Origin of the sequence: Natrarchaeobius oligotrophus (genome assembly GCF_003841465.1) — an archaeon.
Taxonomy (GTDB): Archaea; Halobacteriota; Halobacteria; order Halobacteriales; family Natrialbaceae; genus Natrarchaeobius; species Natrarchaeobius oligotrophus.
On the sequence record NZ_REFZ01000005.1, the window covers coordinates 109,715 to 134,599 of the forward strand.

Sequence of the window (24,885 nt, forward strand, 5' to 3'; positions counted from 1 at the left end):
GATACCGTGACGCCGACGATTGGTAGACGGAGGCCCATCGGTCGTCGGGGGTAGACTGAGGCCTATCGGTCGTCGGGTGTCGAAGAACGCTCGAAAATCGACGTCCGAATCGATCGACGGGTGCTAGAACGGCGCTTCCGGTCCTTCGTCGGCTTCGCCATCGTCGACGGTTTCGCCGGGGAACGACGGGCTCATTCCGCCCATGTCGCCGCCGCCGTCCATGCCGGTGTGTGCGTTGACCTGCTCGATCTCGGGAATCTCTTTGACCATTCGGCTCTTGATCGCCTGGATCGTCATCGGCGAGATGCCACAGCCGCTGCAGGCACCGCCGAGTGCGATGGTGACCTCGCCGGTCTCGCGATCGAGTTCCTGGATCGCCGCACTGCCGCCGTGCATCTGGATCTGCGGGAAGTTTCGACGGAGGAAGTTCGTGACGCGTTCCTCGAGATCGTCCCCGTCGTTCTGGGTTTCGGTGCTCATGAACGACCCTTGGACGGCCGAGCCCCTAAACCTTCCGTCCTCCGCGTTCGCCCGACTCAGGCGAATCCGAAGACGCGCTCGAGTTCCGTCTCGATCTCCCCGACGTACGTCTCGAGTACCGACTCGAATCGCTCCTCCTCGACGAGCACTCCGTCGAGACGATCGTACGGGTTCTCGGGGAGTTCGACGCGGAACGCGCGGTCGTGGTCGCTCGAGTCCTCGTAGAACGGTTCGCTCTCGTTCAGCACCTGCTGGTCGATCGCGTGGACGAGTTCCGAGTCGTATCGGTCGTTCATTCGGTTGAACGCGTTTTTGTACGCCTGTTGCAGTTCGGGGAAGTAGTTCGCGTACTTGTCCTCGAATTTCTCGGGATCGAACTCCGTCATAGCCGAGAACACGACCAGCGAGGACAAAAGTCGGACGATCGAGCCCGACCGTAAAACCGCACCACGGGACGACGTCGCTCGGCGTCGGTGAACGGACGGCCGGGAGGAACTACGTACGGTTGATACGAAACGGGGCCTGACATACGGAGGGTGCGCATGCAAGCGGAACGGCGACACCATCCTGTGGCGACGTACACGACATGCCCATCGATCACAACCCCATTCCCCAGGAGCGCCTGCCGCCGGGGTGGGGGCTCGTGGAACGCTGTGACGATCGGTTCGCCTATCGCCACAGCCGACCCCCGATCGAACTCGTCGCCGACGCGACCTCCCCCGATCGGCCGCATCCCGGACTGGGCCTCGCTCGCTGCTGGGAGCTGCGATACCGGTACTCGCTCGGCGAACGGGCGATATCCCAGGCGATCGGACGCGTGACGACCCGACAGGCCGCAAAAGAAGGAGTGCTCGAGTGCATGCACTGCGTTCACGACGTGGTCGAGCGGACGGACGATCCGGTCGAAGTGGGACAGGTCCTCGAGCGCGTCTCGCTCTCGAGTCTCGTTCCGGACGCCGTGTCCGATTCGAAGTAAAACGGTATAGCAGTATACGATACATGGAGTGAGGTGAAAGCCTCCAGCTCCGGAACGCGCGTCAGCCGGCCAAACAGACGGAAACCGATCGTCTCGAGAGCGTTTCTCATAGACAGTCGTTCAACTAATTCGAGTTGTTGATAAAGCAAAACGCATATTTCGCGTAAGAGCGTCGTTCGAACGATGTCGGTCCTCTCCACCGAAGACGAAGGAAAGTTCCTGATGGACGTCAGGGGCGAACAGATCGGAATCGTCACCGAAGTCGACCCCATCGAACAGGTCGCCTACGTCGATCCCGAACCGAGCCTGACGAACGCGTGGCTTCAGAGTCTCGGCCGCGGCGACGCCGGCGACGACGACCTCGAGATTCCGAGCGAGAACGTCGCCACGATCACCGACTCGGAGATTCGCGTCGACGCCGACCTCAGTAGCGAGTGACGCGCCGTCGCTCGAGTGACGGAGCCACCGACGGCCTGCGATCGGACCTTGCGACGAACTGAACGAGTGATCGACCGAAACGCGGCTGCGATCGTAGGGAGTATCGTAGCCAACCGACGGTTTCGAAGTCGTCCTCCGACACCGCGTCTCGGTTCGTCACCGGAGAGTTATGGACCCCCCGATAAGCCATAGTGGACTTCTCCGAGACTTCCTATGAGCGTACGTGCGCGTACGGCGACGCCGTACGACGCGGCAGGGGCGGGTTCCACGTGGATCGACAGTCGGCGGACGAGGCGACGATAAATCGAATAATGCGATATTGAACTGGTGCGCTCGAGCGCCGCGCTCTGCAGCACAGTGTTTATGCCGATCAACGAGCTATTGTGGATACTACCCGCTGGGAACCTATGACGACCCACATCCCTTTCGCTATCGATTTTCACGTTCACTCGGACGAATCCTACGACGGCCACGAGCCGATCGAACTCATTCTCGAGCACGCTGCGGACATCGGCCTCGACGGGGTGGTCATCACCGACCACGACGAAATCGACGAGTCGCTGCGGGCCGCAGAGATCGCCCCCGAGTACGGACTGATCGGCATCCCCGGCGTCGAGGTTTCGACGCGACACGGTCACCTGCTCGCGATCGGTGTCGAAAAGCGGCCCGACCCGGGCCGACCGTTCGCGGATACGGTCGAGACCGTCCGCGATCTCGGCGGGATCGCGGTCGTCCCGCACCCGTTCCAGCGCAGCCGCCACGGCGTCCGAAAACGCCACATCTCGAACGTCGACGCGATCGAAACCTACAACTCCATGCTCTTTACCGGCTATCGAAACCGGCGGGCGCGAACGTTCGCCCGCCGGCGCGGCTATCCCGAGATCGGCGCGAGCGACGCACACTACCTGCCGAACGTCGGCAAAGCCTACACCGAGATTCTGGTGCGTCCCGACGGCGAGAACCCGACCAAGGCGGACATCGACGGCGACGAACTCGTCGACGCGATCCTCGAGGGGCGCACCCAGATTCGCGGCAAGCGCACGCCGGTTCACAAGAGCACCGTCCAGTACGCCAAAGGCGCGGTCAGAAAGTCGACGTACCTCCTCACCTCCCGCGCGCCGCTGGTCCCGACGGTACCGGCCTCGATGGATCGGTCCTGACGACGCTCAGGATAGCTGCTCGCCCACGAGTTCGTCTACGCGCTCGACGAACGCCGCTTCCGCTCCAGCCGGAACCGTCGCACCCGCCGCGACGTCGTGTCCGCCACCGTCGCCGCCGACCGCTCGAGCGGCCTCGCCGAGCACGGCCGACAGATCGAGGCCGCGGCGAACGAGGGCGTGCGTTCCTCTCGCCGAAACTTTGACCTCGTCGTCGTCTTTGTCCGCGAACGCGACGATCGGCTTCGATCTGCTGATCCCGTCGTTGCCGAGCGCCATGCCGGCGACGATGCCGACGATCGTCTCGCGGATGCGATCGCCCGCGTGGAACCACTGGACGTGCTCCTCGACGGTGACGCCTTCCCGGGTGACGAGGTCGATTCCCGACGAGAGGTTTCTGCGATGGTCGCGCAACAGGGTCCGAGCGCGCTCGAGCGCGCCGTCGCGATCCCCGAGACAGACCGCCAGACCGACGTCGGCGCGTTCGTACCGGGCGGTCGCGTTGAGCAGCGTCGAGAACTCGCTCGCGTCGCGGAGTTCGGTCCCGACGGGTTCGGCGCTCAGAACGTAGGCGGTGCCGACGAGCTGTTCGATCTTCGACGCCGGGACGCCCTTCGAGACGGCCCGCCTGACGAGGGCGCTGGCGACCGTCTGCTTTTCGTCGGCCGTGAGCCCCGACCAGCGACGCCACTCGCCGTCGCGTTTCAACTCGAGGTCCAGCCCGTCGAGAAACCGCAACGCGCCGCCCTCGTCGTTCGAGACGCCCGGAATGTGGACGTCGGTCGCGTACTCGAGGAGCTTCGGCAGCGGACGCGTCTGTTTCCCGTACAGCGAGAGGTCGGTGCCGGTCTCGAGGACGCCGGCGTCGACGCCCTCCGCGACGATCTTCGCGTTCGCGCCGTGGAGTTCGCCGCCCGAGGCCTGCATGTCGCCGACCGCACCGACGACGGCCAGCGCGGCGAGGTCGCGGTTGTCGGCGCGTGTCCCGGATGGGGCGTCGGCGTCCGCCGCGTCGGTTTCAGCGCCGCCGTCGGTCGCGATCGGCGGCTCCGAATCGGCGTCCGAGGCGGTCGCCAGCGCTCGCGCGAGAACGTAGCTCGCGCCCGCACCCGACAGCTCCGAGGAGCCGTCGATGCCGAACAAGAGCGGGTTGAGGTGGTACTCGGTGTCGACGCGGGACGACGAGCGCTGTCCGTCGATCGTCGCCGGCTGGTGGTGGTCCGCGATGACGGGAGTGAACGCGCCGGCGTCCTCGTGTTCACGGATGACGTCGAGCTGGCCGCTGCCGAAGTCCGTAAAGAGGACGGTGTCGTAGTCGGTCGCCGCGATGGCGGCGATGGCGGCGTCGTCGAGCTGTTTCTCGAAGACGGTCTCGAACGGGAGTCCCGCGCGTTCGAGCGCTCGCGCGGCGATCGCCGCGCTCGTCAGTCCGTCGGCGTCGATGTGCGAGGCGAGCAGGACGCCATCGGCCTCGAGGAGCCGTTCTGCACAGGCGGTCGCTCGATCCGTCAGTTCGGGAACCGGCCCGGTCATCGGAGCATCGGTCGGTGATGGGGCGGCATCCGGGATAAACCTCCTGTCCTCGAGGCGCGTCGGAACGGCCCGTCAACGAGCAGTGCCGTCGAGGGGCGGCGAACGGAGCACGCGGTACGAACGTCCCGGTCGCCGGCGAAGCTGGATTCGTCTGCCGGCCCGGAATTCGCGGCGCTCGTCACGTTTCGCCTCCTCGAGGGCACGACGAGTAAATCGCGGAGGGATCACCGGAGCGCCTCGAGCGTCTCGGTCGCGAGCGCCTCGAACGTCGCTTCGCTCGCGACGAGGTCGGGCTCGATCCCGCGGTCGCGCAGGGTCTCCGCCGTGGGCGAGCCGATGGCTCCGACGGTGGCGCGCTCGAGGCCGTCGACGGCGTCGTCGGAAACGCCGCGAGCGGCGGCCGCCTCGAGGAAGTGTTCGACGGTCAGCGAGGAGGTGAAACAGGCCGCGTCGAGGTCGCCGACGGCGGCCAGTTCGGCCGACTCGCCGCTCCCGTCGGGTCGGGCAAGCCGGTAGAGGACGGTTTCGTGGAGGTACGCGCCGGCGGCCTCGAGACCGTCGAGCAGCCGTTCGCTTCCGTGGTCGCTGCGGGCGATCTCGACCCGCGAGCCGTCGACCTCGTCCGCGAGCGTCGCGACGAGGCCGCTCGAGGTGAACTCCTCGGGTACCAGATCGACCGCGTACCCCTCCGCGCGGAGTGCGTCGGTCGTCGCGGGTCCGATCGCACAGAGCGTCACGCCGTTCGGGTCCCAGCGCTGATCCGAGACGAGTTCCGCGCCCGTCTTGCTCGTGAGGATCGCGTAATCCGCGTCCGTTCGCGGGCGCTCGCCCGTGGGCTCGACCGCGAGCATCGGATCTGGGATCGCCTGCGCGCCGAGCGACTCGAGCAGCGCCACCGCATCGCGGAGGCGGTCGTCGTCGGGGCGAAAGACGGCGACGGTCGGCGCGGATGCGTCCGGAGCGGCCGACTCGTTCGGCAACTCGGTTCGGTCACTCATCGGAACCACCCTCCTCCGACGGGCGCTCGTTTCGCAGGAACTCGACGACCGACTCGCGGGTACCAGCAACGTCCCCGATCACCGTCACCGCCGGCGGGGAGATTCCGTCCTCGTCCCGGACGTCGACGATCGTTTCGAGGGTACCCGTCGCGACCTGCTGGCCGGGCCAGGTTCCGCGCTCGATCAGCGCGACCGGCGTCTCCGGGGCCATCCCGGCCTCGAGCAGCGCCGTCGTGTAGTCGGGGAGGCGGCCGACGCCCATCAGGACGACGATGGTGCCGCCCGTCGCGGCGAGGGCGTCCCAGTCGACGGCCGATTCGTCCTTGTCGGGGTCCTCGTGACCCGTGACGAACGAGACCGACGACGCGTGATCCCTGTGGGTGACGGGGATCCCCGCGACGGCCGGCGCGGCGACGGCGGACGTGACGGCCGGGACGACCTCGAACGGCACCCCGTGGGCCGCCAAATACTCGGCTTCCTCTCCGCCGCGGCCGAAGACGAACGAGTCGCCGCCTTTCAGACGGACGACGGCCTTCCCCTCGCGGGCGAGCTCGACGAGCCGTTCGTTGATCTCGGACTGGGGCGTTCGCTCGCCGCCGGCTCGCTTGCCGACGTCCTCGCGTCGATCCTCGGGGAGCGCGTCGATGATCTCGGGGCCGGGAAGCTTGTCGTGGAGCACCACGTCCGCGGCCTCGAGCAACCGGTTCGCCTTGACGGTCAGCAGGTCGGGATCGCCGGGACCGCTGCCGACGAGGTAGACGGTTCCGGGTTCGGCGCGGACTCGATCGATCGCGTCGGTATCGGACATCTCGGTATCCCTCACTACTTCCCCCGGGGCGTATCGCTCTCGGCGGGCGCGTCGTCGCCCTCGGCGTTCTCGCGAGCCCCCTCGATCAGCGCCGCGGCACCGCGGTCCGCGAGGTCGTCGGCGAACTCGCGGGCGGCGTCTGCGTGGCGTTCGATCGGCAGGTCGCGCGTCGCCGCGATCGATTCCTCTCCGTCGCGGTCGGAGACGCTCACCCGCGCGTGGACGTACTCGCCCTGGACGACGGCGTAGATGCCGATCGGCGCGATGCAGCCGCCGCCGAGTTCCGCGAGTATCGTCCGCTCGACGGTCGTCTCGACGCGGCTGCGCGGGTGATCGATCGCCGACTGGATCTCCCGAGCGGTCTCGCCGTCCGTCGCCGTCACCGCGAGCGCACCCTGTCCCGGCGCGGGCACGAACGTCGCCGTCGGGAGCCGTCGGTACTGGATCGACTCCGTGAGCCCGCTGCGCTCGAGTCCCGCCTGCGCGAGGACGATGGCGTCGTACTCCGTTTCGACCTCGCGACCGAGCGCCTCCTTTTCCAGCTCGGAGAGGTCGTCGAACCAGTCGTCGACCGGGCGATCGTACTCGGGCTCGAAGTCCTCGTCTCCCGCGTTTCCGTTCCGCTCTTTGTCCGCTTCCGACCGTTCCTGATGTTCCGCCTGGAGCGCGGGTGCGAGCAGCTTCTGCAGGCGAGTGTCGACGTTTCCCCGCAGCGGTTCGACCTCGAGATCGGGCCGTTCGGCGAGCAGTTGTGCGCGCCGGCGTAGGCTCGACGTCCCCACGGTCGCGCCCTCGGGAAGTCCCTCGAGCGTCGATCCGTCGGGCGTGACGAGGACGTCCCCCGGCGCACCGCGCTCGGGCACCGCGGCCGTGACGAGCTCTCGGGGTTGCTCGGTGGGCATGTCCTTCATCGAGTGGACCGCGCCGTCGACCTCGTCCTCGAGGACCCGCTCGTCGAGTTCCCGAACGAACGCGCCCGTCTTGCCGAGCCTGTGGATCAACTCGTCTCTGATCTGATCGCCCGTCGTCTCGACGGTCACGAGTTCGACCTCGTAACGCCGTCGCTCGAGTGCCTCTTTCACCAGTGAGGCCTGTCGCCGGGCGAGATCTGACCCCCGCGTCGCCAGTCGCACCGTCCCACGCGTTCTCATGGGCGGTACTCCACGCTTGGAGTATGAAAAGCGCACGCTTGTGGGACGGGCCGGTCCGGCGGTCGCCCGCACGCGCGACGATGCGACGATCCGTTCCCGCTGACCACGGGGGACCCGCCGCCGACATCCACGGGTGTCACCCGCTATCATAATTTTCTGCTAATACTTCTGTCAGAGAATTATATGGTGAGCAGGCGCAAAACCTCGCCCTTCAGGGCGGGGAGGATGTCAATAAATAACCGTTTCGAACACGGTTGTGAGAGGCGACCACGCTCACGGAACACCGATCGTCTGATGTCGGCGGTAGAGGTAATAGCCCGCGACGAGCGGCTGCAGCGGCGGCACGAACAGGCTCACGAACGCGACGCCGAGGTAGAGTCCCGGGTTCGGTCGCCAGGAGTCGCCGTACACGCAGACGTAGGCTGCGTCCTGGTGGATCGCGATCGGGAACGTCCCGAAGACGATCGCCCCTGTCAGCCCGAGCGCCGCCCAGACGAGGCCGGGGATGGCGAGGACGATAGCGACCACCGCGGTGGCGATCCCGACCACCGTCATCGCGAGCGAGACGGCCACGACGAGCCACCAGCCCGACCAGCCCGGCGGCGTGCCGAACCGCTTGTGCCGGCGCGCGAGATATACCACGCCCGCCGCGGGCGCCCAGACGACCGCGAGCACGGCGTTGAGCCACGGGTTCGGCTTCCAGCTTCCACTCGCCCGGGGCCGGCGTCGAATCCGGCTCGCGTCGAAGAACACCGCAACCGCGACGCCGAGCGTCAGGAACGTGTAGCCGAACGTTCCGATCAGAACCAGCCCCCACTGCAGCCCCGGCACTCCGGGTTCGGTCTCCTGAAGCATGCCGACGATACCGACGCCGATCACCGGCGGAAAGAGATAGAGCAGTCGCTCGAGCAGGCGCGCCCAGCCGAGTTCACCGATGCTCGCGGACGCCCACGTCATCGCCCGGTTCGGAGCGTTCCGTCGCGGTCACCTCGTCCGCCCACCCCCGCGGTCGGGGGTCGGACGACGTCCCGTGTCGATCCGATCACGGCTCCGCCGTCCGGATCACAGGGCTTCCTTGTACGCCTCGAGCGTTTGCTCGACGTCCTCGTCGGTGTGACCGAAGCTGACGAACTGACACTCGAACTGGTTCTGCGAGAGGTAGATCCCCCGCTCTTTCATCTCGCCCCAGAAGATGCGCCGCCAGCGGTCGGTCTCGGCGTGTTTCACGTCGGCCGCGTTCTTCGGACAGGAGTCGTAGCGCGGGCAGGTCGGCACCTGTCGGCAGCCGGCGTCGCACTGTTCCTCGAGCGAGTTTGCTCCCGGTCCGTCGCGCGTGAAGATGACCTTGAACATGCTGGCGGTACCGGTCACCGTGTAGTTCGGGGCCTGGTCTGCGACGATCTCGGTCAGGCCGCGACGGAGCCGCTCGCCGAGGGCGTCGACGTAGTCGTAGACGTCGTTTTCGGCGGCGAACTGCAGGGTTTCGAGGCCGGCGGCCATCGTGACTGGATGGCCGGAGAAGGTGCCGGCCTGGAAGACGGGTCCCGAGGGCGCGAACCCCTCGATAATCTCGGCGCGACCGCCGATCGCGCCGACGGGAAAGCCGCCGCCGACGATCTTGCCGAACGTCGTGAGGTCGGGCGTGACGCCGAACTCGCTCTGTGCACAGCCGAGACCGCCGACGCGAAAGCCGGTGATCACCTCGTCGAAGATCAACAGGGAGGCGTGTTCGTCGGTGATCTCCCGCAGGAACTCGTGGTAGCCCTCTTCGGGGTAAACGATGCCGTAGTTGCCCAGAATCGGCTCCGTCAGGACGGCTGCGATGTCGTCACCGTGGTTCTCGAAGGCCTCGCGGACGGCGTCCTCGTCGTTGAACGGCACCGGCAGCGTGTGTTCGGCGAACGACTGGGGAACGCCGGCGGACGACGGTTTCGGGTTCTCGGCGTCGCCTTCGACCAGCGTCGACTCCTGGGCACCGTGATAGCCGCCCTGCATGACGACGATCTTGTTTCGGCCGGTGTAGCCGCGGGCCAGCCTGACCGCCGAGGCGGTCGCTTCGGTTCCCGAGTTGACGAAGCGAATTTTCTCGACGCTCGGGACGTGGCGGACGACGAACTCCGCGAGGTCGACTTCGATCTCCGTCGGCGTGCCGTACATCGGGCCCTCGCTCGCGGTTCGCTGGATGCCGGCCTGGACGGGTTCAGGCAGGTCGTGGCCCAGAAGCAGCGGACCGAGTCCCATCACCCAGTCGACGTACCGGTTTCCGTCGGCGTCGACGACGTGTCCGCCGTCGCCTTTCCGGACGAAGAAGGGGTACGGTTCGACGGCGGCGCGAACGGCGGAGTTGACGCCGCCGGGCATCACCGACAGCGCCCGGTCGTAGAGCGCCCGCGAGTTGTCGTGGTTCATGTGGGTTCCGTTCGCGTTCGGACGGCAAAGTAGTACCGAGGTCGATCGTCCCCGTCAACAGGTACCACGTGATCCGCGGAGCCGCCGTGTGGCTTCGTCCGGTCGCCGATTCGCCTCGAGTCGGCGATAGTTCTCGTGGACCACCGGCTCTCGCGAGCAGCCACCGACGTCCCGGCGCGCTCGGGCGTCGCTCCGGGAATCCGCGGGCCTTCGACCGTCGGACGTGACGCACGCGACGCTCGAATTCGAAAACGCACGAAGAGCCGGATCGATCCGGTGAACGATCGACCGAACGCGAACGTCACCGCCGCACGCGTGAGCGACCGGAATCGACCGGGTCGCGACACAGACGTCGCGACTATTCAGACGGCGTCCTGGCCCGTCTTGCCCGTCCTGACCTGGTAGGCGTTCTCGACCGGCACCACGAAGATCTTTCCGTCGCCGGGTTCGCCGGTGTTGGCCGCGTCGGCGATCGCCTCGACGACCTCGTCGGCCGGGACGTCCGCGACGACGCACTCGATTTTGACCTTCTGGTGGAGGTCGACCGTGTACTCCTCGCCGCGCCACTGCCCTTTCTTGGCGGGCTGGGAGCCGCGGCCGGAGACGTTGGTAACGGTTAACGATGGCGCGCCGACGTTCGCGAGCGCCTGCTTGACCGCACCGAGACGATCCGGACGGACGACGGCCGTGACCATCTTGAGTTCGCCGTCGTTCGGTTCACCGCCGTCCGCACGGAGGATCTCCTCGGCGTGACCGCCGTCGGTCGCGACGTCGGGGCCACCGAACTCGGGGTACGTGTCGACGCCATGTTCGGCGAGGTCGAGTCCGTCGCGTTCGTGATCGGGCGTGACTCGAGCCTGTCCGATCGCTTTGAACGCCCCCCAGACGGCCGCGGTCGCGAGCACCGTCCAGATCGTGATGACGGCGACGCCGAGTATCTGCGGGCCGAACGCGCCGGCTTCGATCGAGAGGATGCCGCCGGCGACGAGACCGCCGCCGATGGCGGTTCCCTCGATCGACCAGAGCGGGTAGATCACGAGTCCGAGCATCCCCGCGGTTCCGTGAACGGGGAAGACGGCACAGACGTCGTCGATCTTGAGTTTCTCGTCGACGAACTTGAAGACGATCGGGAGCTGTGCGCCGGCGAGGAAGCCGATCGCGATCGCGCCCATCGGCGTGATGAGGTCGGTCGGGCCGGTGACGCCGACGAGTCCCGCGAGCATGCCGTTTGCGACGTACAGCGTGTCGACTTTCCCGTTCATCGCGAGCGAGACGGCCGACGCGCCGAGTGCGCCGAGCCCCATTCCGAGGGCCGTCACCATCGCGACGCTACCGACGTAATCGAAGTCGGCCAGTTCGAACGTCGCCGTGTCGATCACCGTCGCCGCGGTGCCGACGTTGAATCCGAACCAGCCGAAACAGAGGATCAACGTCCCAAGCACCGCGAAGGTCATCGAGTGACCGGGGATGATGTTGACGCTGCCGTCCTCGTTGTACTTGTCCATGCGAGCGCCGAGGATCCAGGCCGCCGTGAGGCCGGCGACGCCGCCGACGCCGTGGACGACCATGCCGCCCGCGAAGTCGGCGTAGCCGAGCTGTTCGAGGATCGGCGTTCCGCCCGGCGCGTACCACACCATCGCCGCGACGACCGGGTAGATGACCGCTGCGAGGAGGAACGTGTACGTGACGTACGCGCGGAGCTTCGCGCGACCGGCGACCGCACCGGAAACGATCGTCGCGGCCGTCATGGCGAACACCGCGCTGAACAGCCACATGGCCCAGTCGAACGATCCCGCGCCGAACATCGTCAGCGGCGTCGAGTCGCCGCCGCCGAGCGCGGCGCCGACGTTGTTCGAGATCCCCATCCCGATAACGAAGAAGACGAGGATGCCGACCGCCCAGGTCAGCATGTTCTTCGTTAGCTGGTTCGCGACGTTCTTCGAGCGGACCTGCCCCGCCTCGAGCATCGCGAATCCCGCGTGCATGAAGAAGATGAGGAACGTCACCGTCAGCGCCCACATCAGGTTCATTCCGGTCGCGAGCGACTCGAGGTCGGCCGCCTCCGCCTGCAGGACGACTGGATCCATCAGCGACCCACCCCCTGATTCGTGTTCACGACGCCGATATCTAGTAGACATTCGTCCACGCTCATCACCGTTTCAACCGTAGTTGTCTTCTGAATCACGTCTGATGCGGATGAACTAGCTACGTAAAAGATTTAGCGTTGCTATATGGTCAATTATGATGCCGTAATAGGGACGTTCGACAAAATCTAGAGGTGGTTTAATGTGTATAAGGCAGTTCGATCCGGCGCGTTTTCCGAAAAGCGGCTGGATAGTTGGTCTTCGTCAACCGCGGAAAGCCGATAAATTCGACGTGATCCGGCCGGACGGTCCGATACGTCGCCGGTAACGGAGGAACGGAGCCGGCGCGCGGCAGATGTTGCCGGTCGGTTCGTCCCGTTCGGCGCGCGGTGGACGTTCGTTCGAAAGCGGAGACGAGATCGGGGAAAGCGAGACGCGGGCTCGGCGTCGACCCGTGACGGAACCTCGAGCTACCGGGACGCCGCCAGTCGCGCGGCGACGTCCTCGGCGAAGTAGGTCACGATCAGGTCCGCGCCGGCGCGTTTGATCGACAGCAGCGACTCGAGGGCGACCTCCTCCAGGTCGAGCCAGCCCTTCTCCGCGGCGGCGTGTAACATGGCGTACTCGCCGGAGACGTTGTAGGCGGCGACGGGATGGTCGAACTCCCGGCGAACCTCGCGGACGACGTCGAGGTACGAGAGGGCGGGTTTGATCATCAGCACGTCGGCTCCCTGCTCGACGTCGAGTCGCACCTCGCGTATCGCCTCGCGCGCGTTCGCGGGATCCATCTGGTAGTGTCGCCGGTCGCCGAAGGCGGGCGCGCCGTCGGCGGCGTCGCGAAACGGTCCGTAGAAGGCGCTCTCGTACTTCGCCGCGTAGCTCGTGATCGCGACGTGTTCGTGGCCCGCCCCGTCGAGCGCGGTCCGGATCGCAGCGACCATCCCGTCCATCATTCCGCTGGGCGCAACCATGTCCGCCCCAGCCTTCGCGTGGGAGACCGCGATCCGCTCGAGGGCCTCGAGGGTCGCGTCGTTGTCGACGGTGAGCGTGGCGTCGTGGTCGGCGACCCCTTCCTCGAGGTGGTCCTCCAGCGGTCCGCAGTGGCCGTGATCGGTGTACTCGCAGAGACAGACGTCCGTGATCACGTAGGCGTCGGTCTCGGCGGCGATCCGACGGGTCGCGTCCTGGATGACGCCGTCCTCGACCCAGGCGCGGGTGCCGTCGGCGTCTTTCGATTCCGGGATGCCAAACAGCATGACGGCCTCGACGCCCGTCTCGAGCACCTCCTCGACGCGAGCGACGACGTCGTCGGGTGGAACGCGCTCGTGGCCGGGCATCGACTCGATGGGCACGCGCTCGTCGGTCGTCGCGTCGACGAACACCGGAGCGACGAGGTCGGTCGGCTCGAGGCTCGTCTCTCTGACCAGCCCGCGCACCCGGTCCCGTCGCAGTCGGCGGGGGCGGTGAGTGAGGTCCATACCGGGTGGTGTCGCGGGATCGCCAAAAGCGGTGCGTTCCGCGCTCCCACCGGTGAAACGCTCGCTTTCGCTAGCCGAAGATTTATGCCGAAATAATTAGCGTACGCGTATATGCAACGCCGCCGCTTCCTCGCCGGAATCGTCGCCGGGAGTGCCCTCCTCGCCGGCTGCGCCTCGCCCTTCGAATCCGCCGGGCGCGATCGTCCACCGTTCGACGTCGACGACGCGACCGGTTCCGACGAAACGGACGACGCGGGCGAACCGGACCCCGCGGAGCTCGCGCCGCTTTTCGAGGAGCCGACGGTCGTCGACTTCGAGACGGCACCGCTCACCGCGGCCGTCGTCGGCGGCCGGGTCAGGACAGACGACGGCCTGTCGATGCACCTCGGCTTCGGCGAGCCCGCGACAGCGGACTCGCCGGCGACGCTCGTCTCGACCGTCGAAAACCACCGGTCGTACGAACAGACGTTCGAGCCCCGGCGGTTGCTCGTCCTCGACGATCCGCCGTCCGGCCGCTCGAGCGACGATCGGAACGTCACCGTCTATCTCGCGCCGACGCAAGACCACCCGCTCGCCGAGACGGTTCCGGGCTACGAGCGCGACGCGGACGGCCGGTGGCGACTCGAGACCGTCCGCGACGACTGGTACCCCGACCTGGTGAGACTGGGGGCCGAAGAGCGCGTGACCGGCGAACACTACCTGCTCGGGGACCACCGACACGGCGACGAGCCGATCGAGGCCGGCCGGTACGAGTTCACTCGGCGCGGCAACGGATTCGAGATCGCAGTCTGGCCGACCGACGAACCCGGACCCGACGCCGACTCGCCGTTCGAGGACGCCGAGTTGCCGTCGCTTCCCGGCGAAGACGACGTCCGCTGGTACCACGACGCGACGCCGGAGACGCCCGTTTTCCTCGAGCCGGACCGGGAATCGGTCGCGGCCCCGGCGAAGATTTCGTTCGGCCTCGTCAATCGTGGGCACAAATCGCTGTCCGGCAACCCGCACTACTGGCGGCTGTTCAAACTCGAGGACGATCGGTGGTTCCCGGTCGACCCCTGGGGGTGGCCGTTGCCGGCGGCGAGCGTCCAGCCCGGCGACGTCGACGAATCAGAACTCTTCGTCTACGACGGCGCTCCGGTCCAGCGGCGAGGAACGCGAACCGTCGGTCACCTCGGCGGCGGCCGGTACGCCTACACCGTCGGCTACAGCCTCGACGGAGAGACGTACGCGGCGCTGTTCGACCTCGAGGCACCGCCGCTCGAGTCGATCCCCCTCGAAGCTGACGCGACGGTCGACGACGAGGGCGAACCGGTCGTCGTCGAACTGGCCGACTACGAAGACGCGCGGAGACCGGCGACGGTCACGGTCACCCGAACGGGTTCGAACGACGGCGTGGACGTCGACGATCGAATTCTTCCCGAGCAGCTACCCCGTCGCCCGTTCCGGATCCTGCGCAATTCGCTCCCGCTGTTCGAGGACGGTCTCGAGACGGTCCGCGTGAAGACGGATCGCGGAACCGCACTCTGGCGGTTCGACTACGAAGCGGGCGAGACGGAGACGATCGAGTACGAGGGCGACCTGTTCGACGTCACCGGAACGCTCGAGGAGTGATCGTCGCGTACCACTCGCGGTGAGTTATCAACTGAACTGACGGTGTAGCCGGGTTTGATGGGTGAATGCGACGTCATACCACACGGAATGACGTCGATTTCCATGGAGAACGTGAGCAAATATTTCGACGGGGGCGAGACCGTCGCGAACTACCGGCTCAACCTCGAGGTCGACGATGGCGAGTTTCTCGTCATCCTCGGACCCTCGGGCTGTGGAAAGACGACCGCACTGCGGCTCATCGCGGGGCTCGAGCAGCCGTCGGAGGGGACGATCTACTTCGGCGACGAACGCGTCGACGGCCGCTCTCCCAGCGACCGGAACGTGGCGATGGTGTTCCAGAACTACGCGCTGTACCCGCACATGACGGTCGCACAGAACATCGGCTATCCGCTGAAAGTTCGCGGGATCCCGCCCGACGAACGGGACAGACGGGTCGAGGAGGTGACGGAGTTGCTCCACATCGAAGCGCAGACCCACAAGAAGCCGGGGTCGTTGAGCGGCGGACAGCGCCAGCGGGTCGCGCTCGCACGCGCGATCATCAGGGAGCCGTCGGTGTTCCTGCTCGACGAGCCGCTGTCGAACCTCGACGCGAAACTGCGCCAGGAGATGCGCACGGAGCTGAAACGCCTCCAGAACGAACTCGAGATCACAACGGTGTACGTGACCCACAACCAGGAGGAAGCGATGAGCATGGCCGATACGGTCGTGGTGATGCACCAGGGAACGATCCAGCAGATCGCACCGCCCCAGGAGCTGTACGATCGGCCGCGCACGACGTGGGTCGCCCGATTCATCGGATCGCCGCCGATGAACCTCTTTCGGGGAACCCGTCGAAACGGCTCGATCGACATCGGGGAAGCAGGGACGATCGCGCTCGACGGCGTGGCAAGCGGCGACGAGGCGGTCGTGGAGGCGGGAGGCGGGGACGAGGCGGGTTCGGCCGGCGTGCTGGCTGCGGACGCCCGCGGCGAGATCTCGCTGGGCGTTCGGCCGGAGGATCTGACCGTCACCACGACGCGACCGTCGTCGGAGAGCGTGATCGAAGGAACGGTCGACACCGTCGAACCGATGGGCGAGTACGTCCTCGTCAACGTCGTCGTCAACGACCAGGTCGTGAACGCGAAGGCGAACGAGGAGACCGTCGAACGGGGCGATACGGTTTACCTGACGTTCGACGACGGTAAGGCGTACCTGTACGACGACGACGGCGAGCTGGTCGCCTGATCCGATCCCGAAACCATGAGCCTCCAAGATCACATCGAATCGCTCACGGTCGATCGGGACGAGGGGGTCGTATCGAGCGTGGACCGGAACAAAGCGATCGCCATCGCGGTGTTTCTGGTTCCGGGGTTGACCCTGTTCGGAATCTTCTCGGTCGGACCGATCGTCTACTCGGTGATCGGGAGCTTCTTCGCGTGGGAGACGTTCACGATGGAGGAGTTCGTCGGCCTGGACAACTGGATTCGCTCGCTCACCGATCCGCTCATCATCCACTGGTCGAACATGCGGGAGCTGCGGTATCCGATGGGCGCGCTCACCCACAACCTCCTCTGGGTCGTCGTCCACGTTCCCGCGAGCACGTTTCTCGGTCTCGGACTGGCGCTGCTGTTTGCGGACCTGAGAGGTCGTCGCATCCTCCGCTCGATGGTGTTCGCGGGCTTTACCGTGCCACCAATCGTCATCGGGCTGGTCCTGTTGTTCGTCTACGATCCCCAGGCCGGGATCTTCAACGAGTTGCTCCGCGTGCTCGGCCAGGACCAGTGGGTTCGAAACTGGACGCAGTCGCCCCAGGTGGCAATTTACGCGCTCATCGCGGGCGGCATCTGGGTCCACACCGGGTTCAGCATGCTGCTGTACAGTTCGGCGCTGTCGGCGATCGATCCGTCGCTGATCGAGTCGGCCAAAGTCGACGGCGCGAACGCCTGGCAACGGTTCTGGGACATCATCTGGCCCCTTGTCAAACCGGTGACCGCCGTCGTCGTCATCATGGGGATCATCTGGGTGATGCGAATGTTCGACATCGTCTACGCGGCGGGAGGCGCCGCCGGCGGACCCAACCACGCCTACTCTGTGCTCGGCATCGAGGTGTACCGGGCGGCCTTCCGGCCGGAGATCGATTACGGCATGGCGATGGTCGTCGCGCTGATCCAGCTGTTCATCGTCGCCCCGCTCGCGCTGTACATCGCTCGCATGAACTGATCGATCATGACCGAAGACGAGACCCACGAATCCGCGACCGCTCGCGACTCGAGCGCCGGTGCCCGTCCCGACGGCGGGTACCTGTCAGTCGAGGACGTCCCCGAGCGAGCACCGACCGTCAACCGTTCCTGGCGGGCGCGAATCGCCGAGAACATCCCGTCGAAACGGCGCGCGCTGAAGTACGCCGTCGCGATCACCGTCGCCGTCCTCTGGATCGTCCCGTTTCTCGGGCTGTTCATGGCGTCGCTCCGGCCGCTGTCCGAGATCATCGGCGGCTGGTGGCACCTCGAAGGGATGACCATCACGTTCGAGAACTACTACCGGGCCTGGAACTACAGCACCGCCCCGCTCGGTCGGGCGCTGCTCAACACGTTCATCGTCACGATTCCGGCCGTGCTGGTCGTGATGCTGCTGGGCGTGATGGCGGCGTACCCGTTCGCCCGGTTCGAGTTTCCGCTGAAGACGGCGCTGTTTTTCCTGATCCTGTTGATCATGGCCGCGCCGCCGGAACTCGTCGCGATGGGGAACTACAACGCCCTCCACGAGATCGGGTTGTTCGACACCTACATGGGGCTGATACTGATCCACATCGGCTGGGGACTCGGCTGGGTGGTCCTGTTCCTGCGAAACTACCTGCTTGGCATTCCCGAAGAACTCGAGGAGGCCGCCCGCATCGACGGCGCTTCGCGCTACCAGATCTTCCGGACGATCATCCTCCCGCTGTCGACGCCCGCGCTCGTTTCCGTGGCCGTCATCCAGTTCACCTGGGTCTGGAACGCGTTTTTCTTCCCGCTCGTGTTCATGCGCTCGCCCGAACTCTACCTCGCGCCGCAGGTGCTCCCGCTGATGCGCGGGCGCGTGCAGGTCGAGTGGGGCGTCATCGCCGCCGGGTCGATCATGACGATGGCGGTGCCGGTGATCCTGTTCGTGCTGCTCGAGCGGTACTACAAGCGCGGGATGGTCGCCGCCGTCGCGGACTGACGGCACGTCGCCCGATTTTCTTCGGTGCTCGCCGACCGATCACAGCGGCACGTACCCGGCCCGCGTCGCACCCACGGTTGCGAGGACCACGAGGAGGTTCGTGAGAAAGAACAGCCGCGAGGACATCCAGGCGAACGAGAGCAACACCGCGAGGGGAAGTGCTGCGATGAGCGCCGGCCAGACGCCCCGGACCGCGAGCGTGGCGAAAAACGCGGTCGTGAACAGGTACAGAACGTCGACGGCGACGGCGTTGGCGCTGCTCCGTCGGATCTCCTGGCCGACGACGACCAGGGAGTCGAGGGGGCTGTCGTCGCCGCCGTCGTCGCCGACTCCCGCCACGTTACTCCTCGACGGTCTCCTGCAGGCTGCCGTCGAGGGTCTCGACGATCGGCTGGACGTCCTGGTCCGGCTCCGCCCAGAGGCCGAGCAGCTGCGACCAGAACTCCGCCTGGAACGGATCGCCGACCGCGTCGTCCAGGTCGGGCACCAGTTCGACCTCGTCGGCGTGTTCGGAGAGTTCGCGCATGATCTCGAGGTCGAACGCCTCGTCGGACACCTCGAGACTCGAGGGGACGAAGCCGCCGCGTTCGGTCCAGACCTCCTGTCCGTCGGGGGAGATGATCGCCTCGACGGCCTGTCGAGAGGCCTCGACGTCGTCGACGTACGCGGGGACGGTGAACCAGTTGATGCTCGTCACCATCGCCTCCGTCCCGGGGAGCATGAAGTAATCGAGGTCCTCCGGATCCTCGATCGCGCCGAACGCCGGCGTCCACGAGCCCATGAAGTAAAGCGGCGTCTGGTTCTCCCAGAAGAACTCGTACTGGACTCCGAAGTCCCGGACCTCGCTGAAGTAGCCCGCCTGGAGGAGTTCCTGTAGCTCCTCGAATGCGGCGACGACGCGGTCGTCGGTGAACTCCGCGTCGCCCTCGATGAGGTCGGCCTGGAGTTCGTGGCCATCGTCCTGTCGGAGGATGAACGCCTCGGTCACGTCGCTCAGCGGCCAGCCGTCTCCGTTTCCGGACGCCAGCGGGGCGTCGACGTCCTCGATTCCGTCGATCTCGTCGAGCAGGTCGAGAAACGCGTCGTAGTCGTCGGGCTCCTCGAGGTCGTGCTCGTCGAAAAAGGACGGCCGGTACCAGAACCCCGGTTTCAGGTCCATCCCGAACGGGGCGGCGTACACCTCGCCGTCGACCGCCACGACCTCGTGGTCGGTCGAGTACTCGTCGTCGTCCCACAGATCGCCGAGCGCCTCGAGGTGACCCGCCGCACCGTCCCGTCGAACGCGCCCCTCCGTGGGCAAAACGACCACGTCGGCGGTCGCGATCCCGGCCTCGTAATCCATCAACGTCTCCGTCAGGAGCGTCTCGGTGTCGCGCGGGGCGTACGAGACGTCGAGTCCGGTTTCGCCCTCGACGTAGTCGACCACGGCGAGGAAATCTTCCTGTTCGTCGTCGGTCCAGACGGCCGTTATCGTCACTTCCTCCTGCGCGCTCGCGCTACTGACGCTGCCGAGTCCAGCCAGTGCGACGGTACCTGCGCCCATGCCTCGGAGCACTCCGCGTCGGCCGATTTGCGTGGTGTTCTCGCCCATAGTTGGCCGTATGACCGATCGCAATCATAATGGTTTTCCACACCTACGTGTAGGTGACATATTTCGAACAGTCACCGACCGTGATAGGTCACTCCGATCGAACGTAACGACGATTTTACGGCTCGGTCGAAGGGGGTTCCCTCTCGGTAAACACTCACTGAACGGGCGAACAGTACGTTCAGTCACCGGGTTCGGTACATCGAAACGCGGAGCATCGGTCGTCTCGCTCGCGAGGTCACTCCGGGAGCCACACCACCCGGATCGTCACGAAGTTATCACATTCCATTCACTCAATCTAATCCGACAGTATCGGTCGAACGCGTCGGCGTCGCTTCGCCTCGAGTGATCCGTTCCCGGGTGGGGGAAGTCAAGTCGAGCCGTCTCGAGGCGATTCCGACCCGGTTCGAAGCGCCGACTCGATCGCCTCGAGGTCGGCCTTTCGAAACGGACGGTCGGCCCGGCTCGGATCGTCCTCGGGAAGAACGCCGATATTCCACAGGATTCCGGCGCGCATCTGGGGTTTCGGTGGGAGGTCGTCGCCGATATCGTAGTCGACGGCGTCGCAGATCGCGGCGAGCGATTCCTTCGTGAAGGCGGTCGACTCGATGCGTTCGTATCGGCCGACGGCCAGTCGGATCTCGTTTCGGAGGTCGTCAACGGTTCGCGTCATACCGACCGCAACGAGGGTTCGGATCGTGTATGTTCCGGTCGCCCCACCGTCGCGTCGGCTGGAGTGGGTTGGTCGTCGGGTTCGGCGGACGATCAACGGGAGCGGTCGTACGAGGGTACGCGGTCGAATGCGGCTTCGACGCGCTCGAGCGCCGATCCGGATTCTCCGTCGACGAGCGCGAGCGCGGTCCGAATGCGGGCCTTCCAGGGCGGGAGGTCGCCGCCGTCGATCGCACCTGCGGCGCGCAGCGTCTTTCCGCCGCCGGGGCCGCCGTAGAGACCGGCCACCGATCCCTCGAAGCATCGAGTAGTGAGCACCACGGGGACGCCGGCCTCGAGCGCCGACTCGAGGGCTTCCCCCAGCGCGCCGGTCGCGTTCCCGAGGCCGGTGCCGGCGAGGACGAAGCCCTCGACAGCGTCGGCTGCCAGCGCGCGGTCGACCCGGCCGCCGTCGACGCCGAGCGCGTTCGTAACGATCTCGACGCGGACGTTCGGATCGAGACGCGCGCCGGGAATCGGACTCGAGTAGCGGCCCGGTTCGCGCAGAAACCGGATTCCCGCCGGCGTACTCTCGGCGATCGGTCCCGCGCCGGGCGAACTGAACGTCTCGAGTTTGCTCGCGTGGCCCTTGACGACCCAACGGGCGGCGTGGACGGCGTCGTTGAACGCGAGGTACGCGCCGCCGGCGTCGCTGAACCGATCGGCCGCGGCGGTTCGAACCGCCAGTTCGAGGTTCGACGGGCCGTCAGCGCCGAGCCGGTCGAACGGCCGCTGGGCGCCCGTGAAGACGACCGGAAGATCGCTCTCGAGAACGACGTCGGCGTAGTAGGCCGATTCGGCCATCGTGTCCGTCCCGTGGGTGACGACCACCCCGTCGACGTCGGACGAGTCGGCCCGCTCGATCGCGTCCACGATCGCCGTCGCGCTCGCCTCATCCATCTGAAAGCCCGAGCGTCGACGAACGGACTCGACGTCGACGGTCGCATGGTTCGCGAGTTCGGGGACGGCCTCGACGAGGTCCTCGCCCGAGACGGTGGGCGTCTTTCCCACCTCGCCCGAGTCGGGCCCCGTGCTCGCGATGGTGCCGCCCGCGGTGACGATTGTAACGTGCGCCATGGCGGGATATCGTCGCGAACGGGTAAGAACGTCCGCAAAACGGGAGCGTTCCGAAGCTGACGCGATCGAACGCGATCGGACGGATCACCGCCGGCTCGAGGCGTCGACTGCCGGGATCAGTACCCTCATTGCGATCGGTTCGAGAGAAGACAGGTATCGATCGTGCGCTGGCGCTACCGCGAGACGGTGCTCGTGTTGTGTACGTTCGCGTTCTTCGCGACGATGGTCGGGCGACTCGTGATCAGTCCGGTCGTGCCCATGATCACCGCCGAGTTCGACGTCTCGAACTCCGTTATCGGGATCGCGCTGACCGGCATGTGGATGGCGTACTTCGGCTCGCAGTTTCCGAGCGGCATCCTCGCGGATCGGTACGGCGAGCGCGAGATCGTCCTCGTCGCCGTCGGCGGAACCGCGATCGCGAGCGTGTTCCTCGCGCTCGTGCCGGCGTTCGCGCTGTTCGTGATCGGCACGATCGCACTCGGAGCCGTCGCCGGGTTACACTACAGCGTCGCGACGATGCTGTTGACCCGCACCTACGACGAACTCGGGACCGCCATCGGCGTCCACAACACCGGCGCGCCAGCCGCCGGCCTCGTGGCCCCGCCGATCGCGGCCTGGATCGGCGTGCGGTACGGCTGGCGGCCGGCCGTCGCCGTCGCCGGCGCGATCGCAGTTCCCGTCTTCCTCGCGTTCGCCTGGCGCGTCCGGCCGGTCGAGCCTCGTCGACCCAACCAGCCCATGCGCAACCGACTCGAACTGGAGGCGATCGTCGAACTGCTCTCGCGGCCGGAGATCGCCTTTCCGATCGGCGTCAGCGTCGCCGGCGCGTTCGCCTGGCAGGCGACCGCCTCGTTTCTCCCGACCTTTCTCGTCGAGCATCGAAACCAGTCGACCGAACTCGCGGGGGTGATCTTCGCCGCCTACTTCGTCGTCCAGGCGATCACGCAGATCGGCGTCGGCGCGGCCTCGGATCGGTACGGGCGGTACGCCTCGACCGCTGGGTGTATGGCCCTCGCCGCGGTCGGCTTCGCGTTGCTCGTCGCGGTCCCCGGGTTCGTCGCCACGATCGCCGCCGTCGCGCTCGTCGGGACGGGCCTCGGCTGGGGTGCCGCGCTGTTGCCGCGGTTCATGGACGTCCTCGACGACGCCGAACGCGGGGCCGGGTTCGGGCTCGTTCGCTCCGTGTACGGGTTCGTCGGCGCGCTCGGCTCGGTCGTTACCGGATTGCTCGCCGATCTGTTCGGCTGGGACGTCGCTTTCGTCGTCCTGGCGGGACTGCTCGCGCTCGTCTGCTTCGCCCTCGTCGCCAACCGGCTGCTGGGGCTCGAGTACTGAGCGCCGACAGCCGTACAGCGACGACCGAAACGGGACCGCGGATCGGACGAGGGCCGTTGTCACGTCCGAAGTGACGGAGCGGGTGTCCCCGAGAGACTCACGAACGCGTTATTAGTGAAAAGGTGGTACCACGGCTCGATGACGGCGAAAGACCGAACCAGGGGTGCGGCGCGGTGTGCCGACTGCGGGCGGGCGATGGCAGTCCGGCTATCGGGATCGGCCGTCCTCCACCCGATCGGGAGCACGAACGGCTGTCCCTGCGGCGGGACCGAGTTTCACGAACTCGAGTGACGGCCGGCGCGTCGAGTGAAAGGTCACCGCTTTAGCCGCTCGAGCCCGAACGTTCGGGCGTGTCGAAGACCGAAGAAGCCGTCAGGGCGCTCTCGGAGCTCGGACTGACCGAGTACGAGGCGCGCTGTTTCGTCGCCTTGACCCGAATCTCGAGGGGGACGGCCAGAGATGTCAGCGAGGTCGCGGACGTTCCCCGCTCGCGCGTCTACGACACCATCGAACGTCTCGACCGAAAGGGACTGGTCAACGTCCAGCAGTCCGATCCCCGCGAGTACCAGGCCGTCTCGGTCGAGAAGGCGTGCGAACGTATCCGCGACGACTACGACTCGAGAATCCACGCCGCAGAAAGCGCGCTCGAACAGGTCGAACGCCCGCAGTCCAGCGAGAACGAGGGGATGTGGGCGATCTCCCGGCCCGAACACGTCGCCGACCGGGTCGCCACCTTTCTCGAGCAGGCCGAGGAGTCGGTCCACCTCGTCGTCGCCACGGACGAGGTGATCGACGAGGACTTCCTGCGACGCCTCCGCGACGTCACCGAACGGGGCACAGACGTGTTCGTGGAGGTTCCGACGGACGGCGTTCGCGAGCGGTTCGCGGACGCGGTCCCGGACGCTACCGTCGTCGCCGCCTCCGATCTCGAGACGACCGACGTCGTCCACTCGGCGCGGCCGGCGAGGCTCCTGCTCGTCGATCGGGAGTCCGTCGTGGCGACGGGCACGAAAACGAGCAACCTCCCCGACGTCGTCCAGGAGACGGCCATCTGGACTTACGGCCGGGACCACGGCTTCGCAGCCTGGGTGCGGGAGCTGCTCGACGACCGTCGGGTCGAACTCGAACGGGCGTAAGATGACGTGAACGGGCCGGCGATCGACTTTCCAGCGGTGCGTCGTTCGTCCCCTCCGGCGACGGCGCGCTCGACGACCGCACGGCGAATCGAGTCCGTACTTTTAAGTGGACTCCTGCAGATTGGTCTGTTAGCAATGGCCATAGACCCGCAGTTTCACGAGAACCGAGAGAAAGTCGACGAGCACAACGGACACGCCGTGTGGGGCCCCGTCGACGAGCCCGAAGAGCTCGGCATCCACGGCACGCACGTCGCCGTCGACTTCGACCTCTGTATCGCGGACGGCGCCTGTCTCGAGGACTGTCCGGTCGACGTCTTCGAGTGGGTGGACACGCCGGGCCACCCCGAGAGCGAGGAGAAGGCCGATCCCGCGAAGGAAGCGCAGTGTATCGACTGCATGCTGTGTGTGGACGTCTGTCCCGTCGACGCGATCGACGTCGACGCCGGGCGGACGGCGTAACCGTTCGGAGACGACGCTCGAGACGGTCGTCGATTACGGAGAACGATCGAAACGACGGGAAAAAGCGGCCGCGATTCTCACTCGGCTCTATCGACGTCGACCTGCTCTTTGAGTTTCTCGAGCCCGTCGGTTTCGGCGAGTTCCTGCAACCGCTCCCGGAAGTGCTCCTCGCAGAGACCCACTTTGAGACCGTCGGATTCCGCAGCGAAAGCAGCCTCCCGGTCGCAGTAGTGGCAGTTCATAGACGCGTGTAGGTACCCCTCCACATTGAACCCT

Annotated in this window: 26 protein-coding genes; 11 read left to right on the forward strand and 15 right to left on the reverse strand. The window is 66.5% G+C overall.

What is annotated here, in order from left to right; all coding sequences use genetic code 11:
- Positions 1-123 precede the first annotated feature (123 nt).
- Entirely contained in the window at positions 124-480 is a 357-nt protein-coding gene (locus tag EA472_RS08895) for a NifU family protein (protein ID WP_124191159.1), read from the reverse strand.
- 56 nt (positions 481-536) lie between these two features.
- Entirely contained in the window at positions 537-866 is a 330-nt protein-coding gene (locus EA472_RS08900; protein ID WP_124191160.1) for a DUF5783 family protein, read from the reverse strand.
- Positions 867-1,066: 200 nt separating this feature from the next.
- On the opposite strand from EA472_RS08900, the gene EA472_RS08905 reads away from it, so the two are divergent.
- The 3 genes from EA472_RS08905 to EA472_RS08915 all read left to right on the forward strand — a co-directional run bounded on the left by EA472_RS08905 (position 1,067) and on the right by EA472_RS08915 (position 3,054).
- Positions 1,067-1,456 carry a hypothetical protein gene (locus EA472_RS08905; RefSeq protein WP_124191161.1) on the forward strand — a complete coding sequence of 130 codons (390 nt, stop codon included), beginning with the start codon at positions 1,067-1,069 and terminating at the stop codon, positions 1,454-1,456.
- 183 nt (positions 1,457-1,639) lie between these two features.
- Entirely contained in the window at positions 1,640-1,894 is a 255-nt protein-coding gene (locus EA472_RS08910) for a hypothetical protein (protein ID WP_124191162.1), read from the forward strand.
- Positions 1,895-2,301: 407 nt separating this feature from the next.
- Positions 2,302-3,054 carry a PHP-associated domain-containing protein gene (locus EA472_RS08915; RefSeq protein WP_124191163.1) on the forward strand — a complete coding sequence of 251 codons (753 nt, stop codon included), beginning with the start codon at positions 2,302-2,304 and terminating at the stop codon, positions 3,052-3,054.
- Between the two features lie 6 nt (positions 3,055-3,060).
- On the opposite strand, the gene EA472_RS08920 is transcribed toward EA472_RS08915, so the two are convergent.
- From EA472_RS08920 to hemB, 8 genes are all read right to left on the reverse strand, one after another.
- Positions 3,061-4,584 (reverse strand): DHH family phosphoesterase, encoded by a 1,524-nt coding sequence (locus EA472_RS08920; protein ID WP_124191164.1) that lies wholly within the window; start codon positions 4,582-4,584, stop codon positions 3,061-3,063.
- Between the two features lie 224 nt (positions 4,585-4,808).
- The gene (locus EA472_RS08925) at positions 4,809-5,582 is read right to left on the reverse strand and encodes a uroporphyrinogen-III synthase (protein ID WP_124191165.1); all 774 of its coding nucleotides are present in this window, start codon (positions 5,580-5,582) and stop codon (positions 4,809-4,811) included.
- A complete protein-coding gene (gene cobA, locus EA472_RS08930; RefSeq protein WP_124191166.1) occupies positions 5,575-6,390 on the reverse strand; it encodes a uroporphyrinogen-III C-methyltransferase in 816 nt (271 codons plus the stop codon). The genes EA472_RS08925 and cobA overlap by 8 nt, the downstream gene beginning before the upstream one ends.
- A gap of 14 nt (positions 6,391-6,404) precedes the next feature.
- Positions 6,405-7,541 carry a hydroxymethylbilane synthase gene (gene hemC / locus EA472_RS08935; RefSeq protein WP_124191167.1) on the reverse strand — a complete coding sequence of 379 codons (1,137 nt, stop codon included), beginning with the start codon at positions 7,539-7,541 and terminating at the stop codon, positions 6,405-6,407.
- A 273-nt stretch (positions 7,542-7,814) separates the two neighbouring features.
- Positions 7,815-8,498 (reverse strand): hypothetical protein, encoded by a 684-nt coding sequence (locus tag EA472_RS08940; RefSeq protein ID WP_124191168.1) that lies wholly within the window; start codon positions 8,496-8,498, stop codon positions 7,815-7,817.
- A 105-nt stretch (positions 8,499-8,603) separates the two neighbouring features.
- A complete protein-coding gene (gene hemL, locus EA472_RS08945; RefSeq protein WP_124191169.1) occupies positions 8,604-9,950 on the reverse strand; it encodes a glutamate-1-semialdehyde 2,1-aminomutase in 1,347 nt (448 codons plus the stop codon).
- Between the two features lie 362 nt (positions 9,951-10,312).
- Positions 10,313-12,037 carry an ammonium transporter gene (locus EA472_RS08950; protein WP_394341340.1) on the reverse strand — a complete coding sequence of 575 codons (1,725 nt, stop codon included), beginning with the start codon at positions 12,035-12,037 and terminating at the stop codon, positions 10,313-10,315.
- Positions 12,038-12,504: 467 nt separating this feature from the next.
- Entirely contained in the window at positions 12,505-13,512 is a 1,008-nt protein-coding gene (gene hemB, locus EA472_RS08955) for a porphobilinogen synthase (protein WP_124191170.1), read from the reverse strand.
- 111 nt (positions 13,513-13,623) lie between these two features.
- On the opposite strand from hemB, the gene EA472_RS08960 reads away from it, so the two are divergent.
- The 4 genes from EA472_RS08960 (at position 13,624) to EA472_RS08975 (ending at position 18,303) form a co-directional block, all read left to right on the forward strand.
- Positions 13,624-15,123, forward strand: coding sequence for a hypothetical protein (locus EA472_RS08960; RefSeq protein WP_124191171.1), 1,500 nt, complete (start codon positions 13,624-13,626; stop codon positions 15,121-15,123).
- 102 nt (positions 15,124-15,225) lie between these two features.
- Positions 15,226-16,347: an ABC transporter ATP-binding protein gene (locus EA472_RS08965; RefSeq protein WP_124191172.1), complete on the forward strand. Its 1,122-nt coding sequence runs from the start codon at positions 15,226-15,228 to the stop codon at positions 16,345-16,347.
- 15 nt (positions 16,348-16,362) lie between these two features.
- Positions 16,363-17,322 (forward strand): carbohydrate ABC transporter permease, encoded by a 960-nt coding sequence (locus tag EA472_RS08970; protein ID WP_124191173.1) that lies wholly within the window; start codon positions 16,363-16,365, stop codon positions 17,320-17,322.
- 6 nt (positions 17,323-17,328) lie between these two features.
- Positions 17,329-18,303 carry a carbohydrate ABC transporter permease gene (locus tag EA472_RS08975; protein ID WP_124191174.1) on the forward strand — a complete coding sequence of 325 codons (975 nt, stop codon included), beginning with the start codon at positions 17,329-17,331 and terminating at the stop codon, positions 18,301-18,303.
- Between the two features lie 39 nt (positions 18,304-18,342).
- Here EA472_RS08975 and EA472_RS08980 read toward each other — a convergent pair whose 3' ends face one another.
- The 4 genes from EA472_RS08980 to EA472_RS08995 all read right to left on the reverse strand — a co-directional run bounded on the left by EA472_RS08980 (position 18,343) and on the right by EA472_RS08995 (position 21,679).
- On the reverse strand, positions 18,343-18,642 hold the full coding sequence (locus EA472_RS08980) for a hypothetical protein (protein WP_243637812.1): 300 nt from the start codon (positions 18,640-18,642) through the stop codon (positions 18,343-18,345).
- A 1-nt stretch (position 18,643) separates the two neighbouring features.
- Positions 18,644-19,894, reverse strand: a complete 1,251-nt coding sequence (locus EA472_RS08985) for an ABC transporter substrate-binding protein (protein WP_124191175.1) — start codon at positions 19,892-19,894, stop codon at positions 18,644-18,646.
- 367 nt (positions 19,895-20,261) lie between these two features.
- Positions 20,262-20,564, reverse strand: a complete 303-nt coding sequence (locus EA472_RS08990) for a hypothetical protein (protein WP_124191176.1) — start codon at positions 20,562-20,564, stop codon at positions 20,262-20,264.
- A 92-nt stretch (positions 20,565-20,656) separates the two neighbouring features.
- Positions 20,657-21,679, reverse strand: a complete 1,023-nt coding sequence (locus EA472_RS08995; RefSeq protein WP_124191177.1) for an asparaginase — start codon at positions 21,677-21,679, stop codon at positions 20,657-20,659.
- Between the two features lie 162 nt (positions 21,680-21,841).
- On the opposite strand from EA472_RS08995, the gene EA472_RS09000 reads away from it, so the two are divergent.
- The 4 genes from EA472_RS09000 (at position 21,842) to EA472_RS09010 (ending at position 24,609) form a co-directional block, all read left to right on the forward strand.
- The gene (locus EA472_RS09000) at positions 21,842-23,014 is read left to right on the forward strand and encodes an MFS transporter (protein ID WP_124191178.1); all 1,173 of its coding nucleotides are present in this window, start codon (positions 21,842-21,844) and stop codon (positions 23,012-23,014) included.
- 138 nt (positions 23,015-23,152) lie between these two features.
- Positions 23,153-23,305, forward strand: a complete 153-nt coding sequence (locus EA472_RS22455) for a hypothetical protein (protein WP_165874859.1) — start codon at positions 23,153-23,155, stop codon at positions 23,303-23,305.
- A 59-nt stretch (positions 23,306-23,364) separates the two neighbouring features.
- Positions 23,365-24,150, forward strand: coding sequence for a TrmB family transcriptional regulator (locus tag EA472_RS09005; protein WP_124191179.1), 786 nt, complete (start codon positions 23,365-23,367; stop codon positions 24,148-24,150).
- Positions 24,151-24,285: 135 nt separating this feature from the next.
- Positions 24,286-24,609, forward strand: a complete 324-nt coding sequence (locus EA472_RS09010) for a 4Fe-4S dicluster domain-containing protein (protein ID WP_124191180.1) — start codon at positions 24,286-24,288, stop codon at positions 24,607-24,609.
- Between the two features lie 77 nt (positions 24,610-24,686).
- On the opposite strand, the gene EA472_RS22460 is transcribed toward EA472_RS09010, so the two are convergent.
- Positions 24,687-24,851: a DUF6757 family protein gene (locus tag EA472_RS22460; RefSeq protein WP_165874860.1), complete on the reverse strand. Its 165-nt coding sequence runs from the start codon at positions 24,849-24,851 to the stop codon at positions 24,687-24,689.
- Positions 24,852-24,885 lie beyond the last annotated feature (34 nt).